Annotated in this window: 15 protein-coding genes; 9 read left to right on the top strand and 6 right to left on the bottom strand. The window is 47.7% G+C overall.

The window, feature by feature from the left end; genetic code table 11:
• Positions 1-63: 63 nt before the first annotated feature.
• The gene (locus QMG91_RS12840; RefSeq protein WP_281826915.1) at positions 64-975 is read right to left on the bottom strand and encodes a LysR family transcriptional regulator; all 912 of its coding nucleotides are present in this window, start codon (positions 973-975) and stop codon (positions 64-66) included.
• A 107-nt stretch (positions 976-1,082) separates the two neighbouring features.
• On the opposite strand from QMG91_RS12840, the gene QMG91_RS12835 reads away from it, so the two are divergent.
• On the top strand, positions 1,083-1,820 hold the full coding sequence (locus QMG91_RS12835) for an SDR family NAD(P)-dependent oxidoreductase (protein WP_281826913.1): 738 nt from the start codon (positions 1,083-1,085) through the stop codon (positions 1,818-1,820).
• A 44-nt stretch (positions 1,821-1,864) separates the two neighbouring features.
• Here QMG91_RS12835 and QMG91_RS12830 read toward each other — a convergent pair whose 3' ends face one another.
• Positions 1,865-2,488: a trimeric intracellular cation channel family protein gene (locus tag QMG91_RS12830; RefSeq protein ID WP_004407980.1), complete on the bottom strand. Its 624-nt coding sequence runs from the start codon at positions 2,486-2,488 to the stop codon at positions 1,865-1,867.
• A gap of 214 nt (positions 2,489-2,702) precedes the next feature.
• On the opposite strand from QMG91_RS12830, the gene QMG91_RS12825 reads away from it, so the two are divergent.
• Together QMG91_RS12825 and QMG91_RS12820 are read left to right on the top strand one after the other, a co-directional pair.
• Positions 2,703-3,233, top strand: coding sequence for an elongation factor P hydroxylase (locus tag QMG91_RS12825; protein ID WP_022550000.1), 531 nt, complete (start codon positions 2,703-2,705; stop codon positions 3,231-3,233).
• A gap of 18 nt (positions 3,234-3,251) precedes the next feature.
• Positions 3,252-3,521 carry a YfcL family protein gene (locus QMG91_RS12820; RefSeq protein ID WP_004407982.1) on the top strand — a complete coding sequence of 90 codons (270 nt, stop codon included), beginning with the start codon at positions 3,252-3,254 and terminating at the stop codon, positions 3,519-3,521.
• Positions 3,522-3,528: 7 nt separating this feature from the next.
• On the opposite strand, the gene QMG91_RS12815 is transcribed toward QMG91_RS12820, so the two are convergent.
• The 3 genes from QMG91_RS12815 to mnmC form a co-directional block, all read right to left on the bottom strand.
• Positions 3,529-3,954, bottom strand: coding sequence for a GNAT family N-acetyltransferase (locus QMG91_RS12815; RefSeq protein WP_281826908.1), 426 nt, complete (start codon positions 3,952-3,954; stop codon positions 3,529-3,531).
• Positions 3,955-3,980: 26 nt separating this feature from the next.
• On the bottom strand, positions 3,981-4,817 hold the full coding sequence (locus QMG91_RS12810; RefSeq protein WP_281826906.1) for a phytanoyl-CoA dioxygenase family protein: 837 nt from the start codon (positions 4,815-4,817) through the stop codon (positions 3,981-3,983).
• Positions 4,818-4,961: 144 nt separating this feature from the next.
• On the bottom strand, positions 4,962-6,974 hold the full coding sequence (gene mnmC / locus QMG91_RS12805) for a bifunctional tRNA (5-methylaminomethyl-2-thiouridine)(34)-methyltransferase MnmD/FAD-dependent 5-carboxymethylaminomethyl-2-thiouridine(34) oxidoreductase MnmC (protein WP_281826904.1): 2,013 nt from the start codon (positions 6,972-6,974) through the stop codon (positions 4,962-4,964).
• Positions 6,975-7,099: 125 nt separating this feature from the next.
• Here mnmC and fabB point away from each other — a divergent pair, with 125 nt between their 5' ends.
• Positions 7,100-8,311, top strand: a complete 1,212-nt coding sequence (fabB, locus tag QMG91_RS12800) for a beta-ketoacyl-ACP synthase I (protein ID WP_004407999.1) — start codon at positions 7,100-7,102, stop codon at positions 8,309-8,311.
• Positions 8,312-8,447: 136 nt separating this feature from the next.
• Here the strand turns inward: fabB and QMG91_RS12795 are convergent, their stop codons facing one another.
• Positions 8,448-9,479: a hydroxyacid dehydrogenase gene (locus QMG91_RS12795; protein ID WP_281826901.1), complete on the bottom strand. Its 1,032-nt coding sequence runs from the start codon at positions 9,477-9,479 to the stop codon at positions 8,448-8,450.
• A 296-nt stretch (positions 9,480-9,775) separates the two neighbouring features.
• Between QMG91_RS12795 and QMG91_RS12790 the strand changes: the two genes are divergently transcribed.
• From QMG91_RS12790 to QMG91_RS12770, 5 genes are all read left to right on the top strand, one after another.
• Positions 9,776-10,792 carry a LacI family DNA-binding transcriptional regulator gene (locus QMG91_RS12790; protein ID WP_281826899.1) on the top strand — a complete coding sequence of 339 codons (1,017 nt, stop codon included), beginning with the start codon at positions 9,776-9,778 and terminating at the stop codon, positions 10,790-10,792.
• A gap of 108 nt (positions 10,793-10,900) precedes the next feature.
• The gene (locus QMG91_RS12785; protein ID WP_281826898.1) at positions 10,901-11,890 is read left to right on the top strand and encodes a sugar ABC transporter substrate-binding protein; all 990 of its coding nucleotides are present in this window, start codon (positions 10,901-10,903) and stop codon (positions 11,888-11,890) included.
• 72 nt (positions 11,891-11,962) lie between these two features.
• Positions 11,963-12,943 (top strand): ABC transporter permease, encoded by a 981-nt coding sequence (locus QMG91_RS12780; protein WP_022550011.1) that lies wholly within the window; start codon positions 11,963-11,965, stop codon positions 12,941-12,943.
• Entirely contained in the window at positions 12,943-13,722 is a 780-nt protein-coding gene (locus QMG91_RS12775) for an ATP-binding cassette domain-containing protein (protein ID WP_281826895.1), read from the top strand. The genes QMG91_RS12780 and QMG91_RS12775 overlap by 1 nt, the downstream gene beginning before the upstream one ends.
• 35 nt (positions 13,723-13,757) lie before the next feature.
• Positions 13,758-14,885 (top strand): Gfo/Idh/MocA family protein, encoded by a 1,128-nt coding sequence (locus QMG91_RS12770; RefSeq protein ID WP_281826892.1) that lies wholly within the window; start codon positions 13,758-13,760, stop codon positions 14,883-14,885.
• The last annotated feature ends 42 nt before the right edge of the window (positions 14,886-14,927 follow it).

Here is a 14,927-nt window from a genome sequence, read left to right as displayed (position 1 = left end):
CCTGATAAAGCGCTCTGATGAGCGCTTTTTTATTGCTTGAGCAATGAGTTACTGTGCTTGATATTATCGAAAGTGGGGTGGTAGCAGGTTTGCTAGCTCTTCCCAGATCACCTTGGCTGCCTTGGAGCGCGTCGCTCTGCCTAAACACACCAATTGAACAGGTTGAGTACAGGTGACACTAAATGGCTCCAGAATCTGAACCAATTCGCCCGTTTCCATTTCTTTTCTAATCAATAGAGGATCAACCATGGTGATCCCTAAACCTGATTTCACCATTTCAATCAGTGCTCTGGCATCATCACAAATCAAGGTTTCACGAACCGGAATTGCATGTGTGTTCCCCTCCGTATTCTGAAAATGCCAGTAGCTGTGATTGCTGCTTTTACTCTTGAATACCAGGCATTGGTGCGCTTCCAGATCTTCAGGGGTTAAAGGTGTTACATGAGCACGTAAATAGTCCGGGCTGGCGACGCAAACCAAACTCTTATCACCAATTTTCCTAGCCAGCATCGGAGAGTCGGGCAAGTTGCCAACTCGAATCGCAATGTCTACCAGTTCTTCCATAAGGTCGACATAGCTGTCGGTAAAACTCAGTTCCAGTACAATTTTGGGGTAACGGGTTTTCAACTCCTGAACGTGTGGAAGCAAATACTGATGACCGATTAAGGTAGAGCAGCTGATTTTTACCTTCCCCGAAGGTTCTGATTGCTGTGAGGAAACAAACGTCTCTATCCCGTTAAGCAGCGTAGGCAACCCTTCAGAAATACAAAGTAGCTGCTGTCCACTTTCTGTAATCACCAGCTTGCGCGTGGTTCGCTGGAAAAGTCTTTGCCCAACGAGCGATTCCAGCTGGCTGATTTTCTTGCTTACTGAAGACCTTGGCACGTTCAAAGCGTTTGCGGCGACCTGAAAGCTACCTTGCGATGCCACTAATCGAAATACAGGAATATAAGGTAATAGCTTGTGAGTATTCATAAGTATTGGTGCAATTATGGAAACAAAATGTTGATTAATTGGTGTCTATTTGTTCCTTAAACGATGCGCTAGTCTGAGTACATAATCAACATCAAGGAGAGAAAAACATGAACTCAGGAAAAATTCTTATCACTGGTGCAACGGCGGGTATCGGTCTGGCAACTGCTCAATCTTTGAGTCAACAAGGTTATGAACTGGTGATCACAGGTAGAAACCCAGACAAGCTTGCCAGAGTTGTGAATTCGCTGGACAGCAGTAAGGTGACGCCAATTTTGTGTGACAGTGAAAGTGTTGAGGATATTCAGTCTTTAGGTGAAACGATGGTCGGCAAAGGCATAACTCTTGATGGTCTTGTACTGAATGCAGGTGTGTATTTCCCGAATGAGCTGGAAAGTACGACTTTGGAAGCCTTTGACCACACGATGAACATAAACTTCCGAGGTCCGTTTTTTACTTTGCAGTCCTTGCTACCCGTTATGAATCCGTCGTCGAGTATCGTTATGGTGTCCAGCCTTGTGGTCAAGAAAGCCTTCCCAACGTCTTCGCTTTACGCTGCCAGTAAAGCCGCACTTGAAGGTTTAGTCGGAGGATTGAATCTGGATTTAGCAGGGAAAGGCATTCGAATTAATAGTGTCAGACCTGGAGTGACAGCCACCGAGATTCAGGGCAAAGCAGGTGCTGATGAGGAAGCCATAAATGGACTGAAACAGATGATGGCGTCTACACCTCTGGGCAGAATACTAGAAACGTCAGACATTGTGCCTGCGATTGAATACCTTCTTTCCCCAGCATCGGTTGGGATGAGAGGGGTAACGATGGACGTTGACGCAGGGCACGCAATTTAGAAGCGAAAAGAGCGACTGGCGGCATCAACCGCCAGTTGTTTGAATTAATGCAATGAGCCTTCTGTTTCGAGTTGGAAAGAAGGCAGTTTCCATTTGAACCTGACCGCCGCCATTCGCAATAAATAGCCGGCAACAAGAGTGACAACGGTACTAGTCACTTCGTTGATACCAAAATGCAGAAGTGTCAGGTAAAGCACCGAAGCGGATAAGGCAACCGAGGCGTAAAGCTCTTCGTGAAGCACCAGAGGCGATTGCCTGCAAATCAGGTCACGCAACAAGCCGCCAAATACGCCCGTAACCACCGCAGACACCACACAGATGATTGGGTGCAATCCCATATTCAGCGCCACTTTAGTGCCGATAATACTGAATACAATCAACCCGAGCGCATCCAAGCGGATAAACAGCCCTTTTAACTTGATAACCCACTTTGCAATGCCAGTCGTCACGACGCCCGCAACGCAAGTGATAACCAGAAATTCGGGGTTCTTCACCCAGGTTAAGGGGTAATGCCCGAGAAGAATATCGCGCACAGTTCCGCCGCCTATTGCAGCTGCACTGGCAACAAACATAACACCAAACCAATCCATGTTTTTTCGACCCGCGCTGAGTGCGCCAGTCATCGCTTCCGCTGTGATACCTAAAACATAAAGCGTGCTTAACAGCATGGTTCCAGATCCAGCTAATCAGAGATGTAAAAAATGAGCGGCAATTCTAGTGTTAAATCGATTCTCTGGCGAGAAAAAAATCGTATGGAGTATGGTTTTTTAAAGTAAGTTGTTAGCGCACTGAATAACAAAGCCAGCAGCGAGACGTAAATTGGGTTTACAAACCGGAAAATCCAAGGAAAATACACGTCAGAATTCACGCCACTAAAGATTTATGTCGCACCAATATTCCGATCTTATCGATATTTTTAATCGTACCTTTTCCGGTCCATTCAATACCAAGCTTGAGCTGGGCGGGGATGAGCCTATTTATCTTCCGGCAGATGAAGAAAAAGACTACCACCGCATTGTGTTTGCCCGTGGGTATTATGCGTCCGCCATGCACGAGATCGCGCACTGGATGGTGGCAGGGCCAGAACGTCGTTTACTTGAAGATTTCGGTTACTGGTATGAGCCGGATGGCCGCACAGAAGAAGTTCAGGCTGCGTTTGAAAAGGTAGAGGTTAGACCGCAAGCCTATGAGTGGATTTTGTCCCAAAGTGCGGGCTTTCCTTTTACGGTGAGTTGTGACAATCTACATGGCGATTTTGAGCCCGACCGATTGGGCTTTATGGCAAAAGTGCATCAGGAAGTGCTCAGCATCCTTGAAACGGGGCTTTCCCCCAGAATGAAAAGCTTATCCGACGCCTTGCGTCAATTTTACCAGACTGCTCCGCTCAACCCTGAGCAGTTCCAAGTGAAGTAACCAAAGTAAGAGACCACAATGATCCTAGAATACGAAGAAAAAATGCTAGAGCTGATTGATTCAAAGGTGGAGACGGCGTCTGACGACGAACTTTTCGCTGGTGGTTACTTAAGAGGTCATATTTCTTTGTCGGCAGCCGATTGTGAAGCTGCGGGCGAAACAGAAATTGAGCAGTTAACAAAACGCATTGAAGAAAGCTTAGAAAATGCGAGATCAGAGCTGACCCCATCAGATCGCATTTTAGTGAGTGACCTATGGGCTCAGCTTCACGAAAGTGTGCTGAACTAATATTGGGCTAATCGCTACTGTTTTTCTTTTCAAATACGCACTGAGTTTTATTGATTTTAAAGCTCAGCTTCAGATAGAACGAGTGCGTATCTTCCCTTTCAGAATGACATCTGACTCGCCACTTTCCTTTGTGTACCTCAGTGGCATGTTCAACCAGCGCTCTTCCAACACCATGTCCTCTAACATCAGGATGAACGACCATTCCTCCGATTTCGATAAAGCTTTCAGATGCCAGCCTCTGAGCGTAAAAACAATGTAACCAACCCACTAGCTTACCGTTCAGTTGAGCGACATAAACCCTGTCATGATTCGAATTCAGTAAGGCTTTTAGCCTTTGTTCTGCGACAGATACGCCTTCATCCTGATAGCCGAGATGCTGGGAAAGCGCATGAATGTTTGCCGAATCTGACAATTTTGCGAGCCGGATGATCATTATTGGTGTCCTTAAATCAACATACCCTAATCGAAGCCTCTGAGTGGCAGGGTGTCGGATTGAAGCCAGTTTTCTTTGGCGTAGCTGGCATCGCCATCGGTGACATGCAAAGTATAGGCTTGTCTGGATTTGGATGAGCGATTTGGCGCACTGTAATGGGGAAGCAAACCCTGAAATATAACCAAGCTGCCTGCTTTCACTTCTACAGGTTCTCCACTGGTTTCATCTGGCCAGGGGGTTTCATCTAAAGGCACCATCGTAGTGGTATCACCGTCTCGATTAAATCTCTCTCTCAACGGTCCATTATGACCTTTGGGTTCTACCCACAGACAACCGTTATCCAGATTGGCGTCCTCAATTGCAAGCCAGTAAGTGACGACGCTTTGAGGAGTGGTGTAGAAAAACGTCGCGTCTTGGTGCCAGTTTACAACCCCGCCAATTTTGGGTTGCTTGAAGATGTACATCGACTGGCGGATCTGAGGCGTTAGCATACCTATGTCGTACGCAATGTCTCCAAGGGCTGGCAGATGACTGAAGGCTCTAAATACAGGGTCAAGTTCGTGTAACGCATGCCCGATTTTATTGATGCAGAGCGATTTCTCATCGACAAGATTGCCATGACGATCAAAGGCTTCTTCCTCAAAAAAACAGCGGATTTTTTCTGCGGAATCGAGAAAATAGAGATCACCTGAGCGTGAGTTATTGTTAGTGGTGAAGATGGAGGTATCGGAGGAGGGTTTCCATTCATCGACAATTTTAGCCGCCTGAGCTTTCAGTTCCGCAAGAGTTTCAGGAGAAATCACTTGGTCGAGAACCAAAAATCCTTCTTCATGATATTGCGCAATTTGCTCTTGGCTTAACATCCACTTCCCTTCCCAGAAACTGCCTGAATTTTGTTCAATATAGTGACTAGGTACTTAATTGTAAAAGGTAAGTGGCGACGATTGTGATTTTGAGAAGAAAATAAAAGGTGCCCTTACTCGTTGAATTCAGGGCACCCAGAAAAATTATCGCTCGGTAATGGCTTTGCCTTTACGCAGTCTTCTGACCCACATTCTCGATGGGTGCAGGTCGTTTAATGTTTCGACCGGGAATGGCATGGGGTCGCCACAGATTTGAGAGGCCAGTAATTCAGCAAGAAGTGGTGCAGAACTCAGACCGCGAGAGCCTAAGCCAATCATGCAATACAAATCCTGATATATCGGGGTTTCCGTTACCTTATTTTCGTCTTGCTTTTGTAGATCCGCGTACTCTTTCAAAATGGTTTCGTAATCTCCCACGGCACCGACAAACGGCAGATGATCTCGGGTGACACAGCGAATCCCCTGCCGTGACTGATTACCAGACGTATCGGCTTCTTTTGACCATGCCTGATTTGGCACGCAGCGCCTGAGTTTTTCAGCATTGTCTATCTGAGCTGATTCATCAAACAACTTATCGATGTTAGCCCTGTCGTAACTTGCGCCTATACAGTGCTCCATGTTCGCAGGGTTATGAGGGGTCATGTAACCGTCGTAGCAGAGCACAGTTTTGAGCTGTTTAAGTGAATCTGTCGTCGGGATATGGCTGACTTGCCCTTTAACTGCCGATGCCGGAATGGTGTCTGCCTGAACAAACTGATTGAACAGATAACCGTTCGCTACAACCACTGCCTGATGTTCGAATTTCTGGCTTTGTGAATGAAGTGTCCATCCTGACTCGGTCTTTTCTAATTTGTCTATTTCAGTCTGAAAGTGACAGCTAAGCCGATTTTGGTTCTCGAGGTTCTCGATGATTCCACGGGTCAATTGCTGAGGGCATAACCAGCCCCCTAATGGGTAATGGACACTCTCCATATCGAAAGTCATGCCCGTTTTTTCGCTAGTCTCTCTCGCATCCAGTTTGTGGATCAAATCGCTCGAAAAGTGACCGAGTAACATTTTGTCGAGCTTAGCGGCTGCTTTCTCATCCCAAGCCAGTTGAGTGACGCCACACCAGTCATGATCGAAATCGACAGTTTCACTCATTTGTTCAGCAAACTGACGGGCAAAGAGAAACGCAGGAGCAAACACACGCGACATTCCGGTGTGAGTGCCATTCAGGAGCGGATACACTGCCCCTTGTCGGTTACCCGAAGCTTCTTCGGCGGGAATGGCATCTTTGCAATAAAGCGTTGTTTTGATGCCACGACGGGCGAGAGTTTGCGCCAGAGTGGCGCTGGCGATCCCACCGCCTATGATAGCAACGTCAGATACATTGGACGTATTCTGGCGAGCCAGCCAAGGTAGAAGGTTAGTGATGGGCGTTTTTTCTTCGAGAGCGCCTGCAATCATCTCACGCTTGGTGCCAAAACCTTTCACTTTCTTCATAGAGAAACCGGCTTCAATAAGACCTCTGCGCACAAAACCTGCCGCAGTAAAAGTGGCACAGCTGCAATCTTGTCTGGCGAGTTTTGCCATGCCATCAAACAAGTTCTGATTCCACATCTCCGGGTTTTTACTGGGTGCAAATCCGTCCAGGAACCAGGCATCGACTAAACCTTCTTTTGGCGTTGGCACGCTAGGCATACAGTCTTTGATGTCACCAAACCATAGATCCAAGGTTATCGCTCCGTCTGCCAGAACGATGCGATGGCAGTCTGGCACCGCAATCGGGTAGTGCGCTTGTAGCTGGCTCGCATAGTCCGCCAGTTCTGGCCAGGATTCGTGCGCTTTTTTAAGGTCATCACGAGTGACAGGGAATTTCTCGAAGCTAATAAAGTGCAGCTCTTTTAATGCAGAATCTGGGTTTTCTTTTCTAAAAGTATCAAACCACTGCCAGAGCGCGAGAAAGTTTAGCCCGGTTCCGAACCCGGTCTCTGCAACCACAAAACGTCGGTGTTCAAAGTTATGCCAGCGTTGAGGAAGCTGGTTTTGAGTAAGGAAAACGTATCGAGTTTCTTCCAGACCATTGACGTTAGAGAAGTAGACGTCATCGAATTGATCAGACACAGGTGTTCCGGCTTCATTCCAGCCGAGGACTGCATTCTTAATGGATGTCATAGTGGTAAGATCTTGGGTAAATGTGCGAGACTATCGCGGATTGTACGTATTTCTGGGAAAGCTGACCACTTTTGCGTGGCAACTTAGTTATTATTCTACGGATTTTTGAATTATAGGAATGTCTCATGAAACGAGCCGTAATCACTGGTATGGGTATTGTCTCCAGTATCGGTAACAACGTCGAAGAAGTATTAGCGTCATTGAAAGCGGGTAAATCAGGCATCAACGCATCTGAGCAGTTCAAGGAAAAAGGTCTGCGTTCACAGGTGTGGGGTGATCTGAAAATCAACCCTGCTGAGCACATCGACCGCAAAAAAATGCGCTTTATGGGTGATGCTGCAGCTTACGCATACCTTTCGATGGAGCAGGCTATTGCAGATGCAGGTTTGACTGAAGAGCAGGTTTCTAACGACCGCACAGGTATTGTTGCGGGTTCTGGTGGTGCATCGTCGCTAAACCAAGCGGTAGCGGTAGATACACTACGTGAAAAAGGCGTTAAGCGTATTGGTCCTTACATGGTACCTCGTACTATGTCCTCAACTGTTTCAGCGTGTCTTGCAACACCGTTCAAGATTCGCGGCGTGAACTACTCAATGAGTTCTGCATGTGCAACTTCTGCACACTGTATTGGTCACGCACTTGAGCTGATTCAGCTGGGTAAACAAGACATCGTATTCGCAGGTGGTGGTGAAGAGCTGGACTGGACTCTGACCATGATGTTTGATGCGATGGGTGCACTTTCAACCAAGTACAACGACACGCCAGAAAAAGCGTCTCGTACCTACGATGCTGATCGTGATGGTTTCATCATCTCTGGTGGCGGCGGTATGGTTGTTATCGAAGAGCTTGAGCATGCACTGGCACGTGGCGCAACTATCTACGGTGAAATCGTCGGTTACGGCGCAACTTCAGATGGCTACGACATGGTAGCACCTTCTGGTGAAGGTGCAGTGCGTTGTATGAAGATGGCAATGCAGGACGTTGATGGCGTTGATTACATCAACACGCACGGTACGTCTACACCTGTTGGTGACGTGAAAGAGCTAGGTGCGATTCAGGAAGTGTTTGGTGGCAACAGCCCGGCTATTTCTGCAACGAAAGCAATGACTGGTCACGCACTGGGCGCTGCGGGTGTACACGAAGCTATCTACACTACGCTAATGCTTCACCACAACTTTGTTGCACCAAGCATCAACGTTGAGAACCTGGACGAAGCAGCTGAAGGTCTGGACATCGTGACTGAAGCGCGTGATCAAGAGCTGAATACGGTTATGTCGAACAGCTTTGGTTTCGGCGGCACAAACGCAACCTTGGTAATGAAGAAGTACCAAGGCTAAGAGTTTCCAGAGCTGGTTGGCATTGCTAACCGAACAGACGCGGAAAGTTCCCCAAGGAGAGCGGGGTTCAGTCCTTTTGTTCTGGAGTTTACCGGTCTCAATTGAGGCCGGTTTTTTTATATCTAGTAGATAGAATCTAGTTCGTCGTCACTGGCTTGGAACGCATTCTTGAGACGGTCTCGCGTTCGGCGCGTTTGCATCTTTGTGGGGGTAAGTTCTGGTCGAGAAGCTTGAGATCCTCCATGACCATTTCACCCATGTTGAGAAACGCGACATCCAAAGCGCCTGCTCGGTGGGCGGAGCGGACAAAGCCATCCAGGTTGCGAACCGGATGGTCTAAGGGTAGAGGTTCTTCAGGGAACACATCACTGGCTGCGACGATGTGTTTTGACTCAACAGCGTCCATCAAATCTTCAAAATTGACGACGTTAGCCCGACTGAGAAGAATAAACGCGGAGCCTGCTTTCATCTTGCTGAAAGCACTCTTATTCAGAAAATGCTGGTTCTCGCTGGTTACGGAAGCGACTACAAAAATCACATCACTTGTCGATAGCAACGTATCCAGATCAGCGGGTGTGACTTCGTGTTCTTTAAGAAGAGATTCCGGTAACCATGGATCGTAGGACTGAACTTTCGCCCGAAATCCTTTAAGCAGTTGATTGAGTGCTTTGCCTAAGTCACCAAAACCAATGATTCCGACGGTAGCGCCCGATAGCAGACTGGCATTAGCGTTTCCGTCGCCTCCCCAAAGTTCATTACCTTCTCTGAACATCAAGTCAGCGTTGATCAGATCTCTTTTCAACGCTAAGGCGAGTGCAACCCCAAGTTCAGCCACGGGAAGTGCGAATACCTGACCCGTTGTGACGACATGAATCCCCCTTTCGAATAGCAGAGGGTAGGGCATGTTATCGATAAGGTTACTCTCGACGTTAAAAATGCAGCGTAATTTTGACGCCTTCTGAATGAATTGCTCGTCCAGTGGGGGCTGACCAATGATGTAGGTTATCTCGGAAATGATGTCATCGTTGAGGTCATTCACGTCCTCACTTTCCATCTCAAGAATTCTGTATTGTTCAAAAAGCTGAGCTTTTCGTTCAGGTGAGAAAATCAAATCCAGTGTTCTGGGGTAAGGTGCGCTCACGATGAGGGGGCGGTTATCTAGCGTCATATCCATTTCCTTTAACCGTTAAATTGAAACTGCCCAAGCTTGTTAAAAAACATTGGGTTAAGAAGCTGCTATCCCCGGAAAAATGAATCAGTGAAATCCATGCACACTCAAATCATAGAAGAAAGCTGCTTGTTGCAAAATTGTAAAAAATGAAAATAAATCGATTTACTTTTGGTTTGTTTGGTTATAATTTAACCCAAATGATAAAAAAGTAAATCGATTTATTTTTGAGGTTCTGCGTTCAGAGTTTAAGATGGTTCGAAGAGAATAATAGATATATCAGCAAAGGATTATGCATGCCCCCATCGAAGAAAAGACCATCAATTTACGACGTTGCGAAAATGGCATCGGTATCTCCGGCCACTGTCTCTAAAGTGCTTCATGGCGTAACAACTGTGAAAAAAGCTAACGTGGAGAGAATTAACAACGCCATCGAGGTTCTGGGGTATCGACCTGATCCGATGGCATCGGATATGAGACGGGAAAAGCGTCGAATCATTGGTGTTGTTGTCCCTGAACTGGCAGGTGAATTTTTCTCGAACCTTGTTGCAAACCTCGAAAGGTATGTGGAGAAGCGCGGTTACACCATGGTTGCGATGTCGAGCAACGAATGTGAGTCGCGAGAGCAGCACCTGATTGAGCGGTTAGAGGACTGGCGCGTAGCGGGGATCGTGTTAGCGCCAGTCACCAGCGAACAAGGCATGGGGTCTGTAATGCTGGAAAAATCCGACATAGATGCGGTACTGATTGACCGTGTAACCGAAAACAAAACGTTTGATACCGTCAGTGTCGATGACGTAAGTGCAAGTAAACAGGTGGCACAAAAGTTATGTGAAGACGGGCACAGGCACATCGCCGTTGTTGGGATTAACAGAGACAGGGCGACGACAAAAAGAAGGGTAGAAGGGTTTTTGTCAGTGACTTGTAACAGGGATGAAAAAGTGACGGTCGACCTCATTCTTCCCGAAGACATTAGCGAACTAAAGCAAACCCTGAGTGAATATCTGGACGATAAAAAGCCCAGCGCTATGTATTCACTGTTTGCAAAAAGCACATTGATGACTTTAACCGAGTTCCGGCGCAAACATATACATTGCCCTGATGATATCGGGCTAATCGGGTTTGATGATGCCGAGTGGATGCAGGTGACTTATCCGTCAGTGTCGGCAGTCATTCAGCCTGTAGAGCTTATTGCCAAGCGTGCAATTGGCGCGTTATTTAACAGAATTGAAGGTTTAAACACGTCAGCAACTGCGGTAATGGAGCATTGCGATGTCGTTTTTAGGGAGTCCACCAAAAAGGTGGAGCAGTAACGTTAGCAGAGGTATCAAGCCGGTTATCTGAGAATCAGATGATCAAGACTAGGAAGTCCGGAGCGATGTACACATTAATGCACGCTCCTAATCTCGAAGGAGTGAATTATGCAATTCAGTAAATTCAAAAAAATAAACCGATTTATTTTTTGTTTTTCAGCACTTTCGGTAGCCATTAGCTCACCCTTAGCGCATGCAGACGGGGAAGTTGGCGTACTGATGAAAACCCTTTCCAACCCATTCTGGGGTGCCATGGGTCAAGGTGTAGAGGATGCGGCAAAATCATCCGGCACACCTTACTTCATTCAGGCTGTTGAAAGTGATCAGGCGGCGGAATCTCAGCTCAACGTGTGTAATACCATGTTGCAAAGAAAACCCAGTGCTTTGATCACTGCGGCGATCAACTCCACCAACTTATTGCCATGCCTTTCTAAAGCGCAGGAGCGCGGAATTCCGGTTGTCGATCTGGACGGTAACTTAGACCCAGACATCCTCAAGCGAGCCAAAATCGATATCGCATTCCAGATAGGTTCCGACAACATCGCTGCCGGTCAGCAAGCCGCTCGGTACCTGACAGAGCAACTGGGTCCGGATGCGAAAGGTGCGGTACTCGTCATCGAAGGGTTGTCAGGCAACATTACTGGTCAAAAACGCGTGAATGGTTTCACCGATAAACTGAAGTCGATTGCTCCAGGGTTGAAAGTGGTTGCGAGCCTGCCGGGTGACTGGGACCGTGGTAAAGCGGCATCGATCACCAATGACATTCTGATTCGTCATCCAGACTTAGTCGGTATTTTTGCTGCAAACGACGGAATGGCATTAGGTGCTGTGGAGTCTGTTTACGCAGCCGGAAAAGGCGGTCAAGTGACGGTTATCGGTGTAGATGGTAACTCGGATGCGGTGAAATCAATCCAGTCTGGTCGCCTGAATGCGTCGATTGCTCAGCTACCTTATCTGGTTGGTAAGCAGGCAGTGGAACGCGTGAAGAAAATCATGAGTGGTGAATCTACAGAGAGTGTTATCCACGTCCCAACGCTTGTATTGACGAAAGAAGTCATGGAGAGCGGTAAGGAACCACTTTTAGAATTCGTTAAATAGATAACTACCCCGTCCAGCGCACAGTGGCTCTGTGCGGGGTCACTTTCAATTGGAAAAACAAGGATGTATTTCATGCAGTCTGAGCATGCCTCTAATTTTTGGATTCGATGGCAAAAGACAACGGTAGACAGGTTTCATGTAAGACTTGAATCGTTGGTCGTTCTTTTAGGGCTCTGCGTCGTAATGACCGCGCTTTCTCCCTATTTCCTTTCTGTCGATAACTTTCTGAACATCATCCTAGCGACGGCGACTATTGGTGTGCTGGCTATTGCTGCCACCTTTGTGATTGGGTCGGGTGGGCTCGACCTGTCGCTAGGCTCTGTAATGGGGCTAAGTGGTGTGGTTGGCGCGACTTTGGCAGTCATGTTTGATAGCGCACTGATTGGCATCGCCGGTTGTTTACTCGCCGGTGCAATGGCAGGTGGTGTGAATGGGTTTCTGGTCACCAGAGCGAAAGTGCCAGCTTTCATTGTGACCTTGGGAATGTTGGGGCTTGCCCGTGGTCTGGCACTTGTCATCACTGATGGTCGGGTCGTTTACGGATTGCCAGATTTTCTGGTTTACCTTGGACAAGGCAGACCTTTTGGTATCCCAATGCCTGCTCTGCTGTTTCTTATTCTGGCATTTTCGATGCACATCGTACTCGCGTATACCCGATTTGGTCGCCACACGCTAGCACTAGGTGATAGTGAACAAGCAGTAAAAACTGCTGGTATCAACGTATCCAGACTGCGAATCACCCTCTATACGCTGTCGGGCATTCTGGCTGCTGTTGCCGGTCTGATTTTTATGGCAAGGGTGAACTCGGGCGACCCAACTGCCGGGTTGAGCTATGAACTTACCGCGATTACCGCCGCAATTATTGGGGGAACCAACTTGTTTGGTGGCAGAGGTTCGATTCTGGGCACTCTAATTGGTGCTCTGATCATGGGGGTGCTGCAAAACGGTCTCAACCTGCTCGCGGTGCAAAGCTACTACCAACAAATGGCCATAGGCGCAGTACTGATTTTTGCCGTCTTCGTCGATCAGTATCAATCAAAGGAGAGTAAATAATGAGTCTTCTTAGATTACAGGGAGTGAAAAAGCACTTCGGTGCAGTGCAGGTTCTGCATGGTGTCGATCTTGACATCCACGCTGGCGAAGTCGTCGGGCTGGTGGGAGATAACGGGGCAGGTAAGTCCACACTGATGAAAACCATCACCGGTATCTATAAAGAAAACGATGGCAGCATCACGCTTGACGGTACGCCCATAAACGGAAAAACGCCGGGAGAGAGGCGCGAGTTAGGGATAGAAATGATCTATCAGGATCTGGCTCTTGCCAAACAGCAGGATGTCGCTAGCAATATCTTTTTAGGCAGGGAACCCACTAAGCGTCTGTTTGGCTGGGGACCGAAGTTGATAGACAGAGCAGAAATGAACGCGCAATCCCAACTGATGATTGACCGGCTAGGAGCGCATCTGCCCGATATTCAGCGATCAGTTGGCGCATTTTCTGGTGGTCAACAACAAACCGTTGCCATTGCCCGAGCACTGACCTTTAACCCTCGAATTGTCATCATGGACGAACCGACAGCCGCGCTGGCGGTGAAAGAAGTACAGAGCGTACTGAATCTGATCCGCAAACTTAAGGAAGAAGGGGTTTCTGTGATCCTCATTTCTCACCGACTGAATGATGTCCTAAGTGTGACAGATCGCGTGGTGGTATTGCGTCAGGGTGTGGTTGCGAAAGAACTGCACACAGAGACAACCAGCATGAGTGAAATCGTCAGTGCCATTGTGGGTGACAGCGGAGAACATATCGAGCAAGCTGCGGCGCATGAAAGTGCCTAGACCCTAACAAAACGTGCCGAAGAAAGGAGTGAGAAATGGAAAAAAGAATACGCATGGGCATGATTGGCGGCGGTAAGGATGCCCTGATTGGTGAAGCGCACCGCGTTGCAGCTCGCATAGACGGGCGATACGAGTTATGTGCTGGCGTGCTTTCCTCTACCCCGGAGCGCAGTTTAGAGTCGGGTAAAGCTTTGGGACTGGAAGAATCCCGAATTTATTCCGACTACAAAGTCATGGCAGAGCAAGAATCTCAAAGAGAAGATGGCATTGATGTGGTCGTCGTTGCCACTCCAAACCACCTGCATTACGATGTCTCCAAAGCGTTTATTGAACAGGGTATCCATGTCATTTGTGATAAGCCTTTAACATCGACATTAAGCGATGCTGTGGCATTTCGTCAGCTCGTACTGTCTTCTGAAGTATTTTTCATGCTGACTCACAACTACTCAGGGTACCCAATGATTCGGGAAGCCAAGCGAATAGTTGAAAGCGGTGAGATTGGAAACGTCCGCGTGATCCAGATGGAGTACGTACAAGGATGGCTGGCGAAAGATTCTGAGAATGGAAAACAGGCGAAGTGGCGACTCAACCCCGCAACTTCTGGCAAAGGCGGCAGCATCGGAGATATAGGAACGCACGCCTTGCAGTTAGCAGAGTTTGTGACAGGCAAAAAGGCGCAGTCTTTATCTGCTGATCTCACCAGCTTTGGTGCTGATCGCCAACTGGATGACAACGCCCATATTCTGTTCAAGTTTGAAGATGAAGTTAAAGGCATGATGTGGGCAAGCCAGATAGCGGTCGGTTTCGATAACGGTCTGCAGCTTAGAGTCATAGGAGAGAAAGGCAGTTTGATCTTCCATCAGGAAAGACCTAATGAACTGCAGGTGTCCCTGATTGACCAGCCCACCCAGAAACGAGTGAAAGGTGGAGCGGGATTTGAAGGTTTTGCACGTATCCCCGCTGGTCATCCTGAAGGGTATCTGGAAGCCTTTTCAAGGCTTTATTCAGATTTTGCTGATTGGTTTCTTGGCAGCTCAGCGCAGAAACCCGATATTCCCGGGGTGGATGAAGGTGTGAGAGGGTTATGTTTTATTGAAGCCGCAGTGGAATCGTCAAATGAAGATGGTGCCTGGAAGACATTGGAGAAGTATATTTCGAACTAAAGTAGAACAATTTTTCACCAAAATGAAATGCATTACAATTTA

This window comes from Vibrio nigripulchritudo (genome assembly GCF_027924785.1).
Taxonomy (GTDB): domain Bacteria; phylum Pseudomonadota; class Gammaproteobacteria; order Enterobacterales; family Vibrionaceae; genus Vibrio; species Vibrio nigripulchritudo.
The sequence above is the reverse complement of the archived record's forward strand: the minus strand, read 5'-3'. Positions and strand labels throughout refer to the sequence as shown.

Coding starts and splice junctions, on each gene's coding strand:
- QMG91_RS12825 (WP_022550000.1), top strand. CDS start 2,703: ATGTCGCACCAATATTCCGATCTTATCGATATTTTTAATCGTACCTTT.
- QMG91_RS12815 (WP_281826908.1), bottom strand. CDS start 3,954: ATGATCATCCGGCTCGCAAAATTGTCAGATTCGGCAAACATTCATGCG.
- fabB (WP_004407999.1), top strand. CDS start 7,100: ATGAAACGAGCCGTAATCACTGGTATGGGTATTGTCTCCAGTATCGGT.
- QMG91_RS12770 (WP_281826892.1), top strand. CDS start 13,758: ATGGAAAAAAGAATACGCATGGGCATGATTGGCGGCGGTAAGGATGCC.
- mnmC (WP_281826904.1), bottom strand. CDS start 6,974: ATGACATCCATTAAGAATGCAGTCCTCGGCTGGAATGAAGCCGGAACA.
- QMG91_RS12820 (WP_004407982.1), top strand. CDS start 3,252: ATGATCCTAGAATACGAAGAAAAAATGCTAGAGCTGATTGATTCAAAG.
- QMG91_RS12835 (WP_281826913.1), top strand. CDS start 1,083: ATGAACTCAGGAAAAATTCTTATCACTGGTGCAACGGCGGGTATCGGT.
- QMG91_RS12785 (WP_281826898.1), top strand. CDS start 10,901: ATGCAATTCAGTAAATTCAAAAAAATAAACCGATTTATTTTTTGTTTT.
- QMG91_RS12840 (WP_281826915.1), bottom strand. CDS start 975: ATGAATACTCACAAGCTATTACCTTATATTCCTGTATTTCGATTAGTG.
- QMG91_RS12795 (WP_281826901.1), bottom strand. CDS start 9,479: ATGACGCTAGATAACCGCCCCCTCATCGTGAGCGCACCTTACCCCAGA.
- QMG91_RS12830 (WP_004407980.1), bottom strand. CDS start 2,488: ATGCTGTTAAGCACGCTTTATGTTTTAGGTATCACAGCGGAAGCGATG.
- QMG91_RS12810 (WP_281826906.1), bottom strand. CDS start 4,817: ATGTTAAGCCAAGAGCAAATTGCGCAATATCATGAAGAAGGATTTTTG.
- QMG91_RS12780 (WP_022550011.1), top strand. CDS start 11,963: ATGCAGTCTGAGCATGCCTCTAATTTTTGGATTCGATGGCAAAAGACA.
- QMG91_RS12790 (WP_281826899.1), top strand. CDS start 9,776: ATGCCCCCATCGAAGAAAAGACCATCAATTTACGACGTTGCGAAAATG.
- QMG91_RS12775 (WP_281826895.1), top strand. CDS start 12,943: ATGAGTCTTCTTAGATTACAGGGAGTGAAAAAGCACTTCGGTGCAGTG.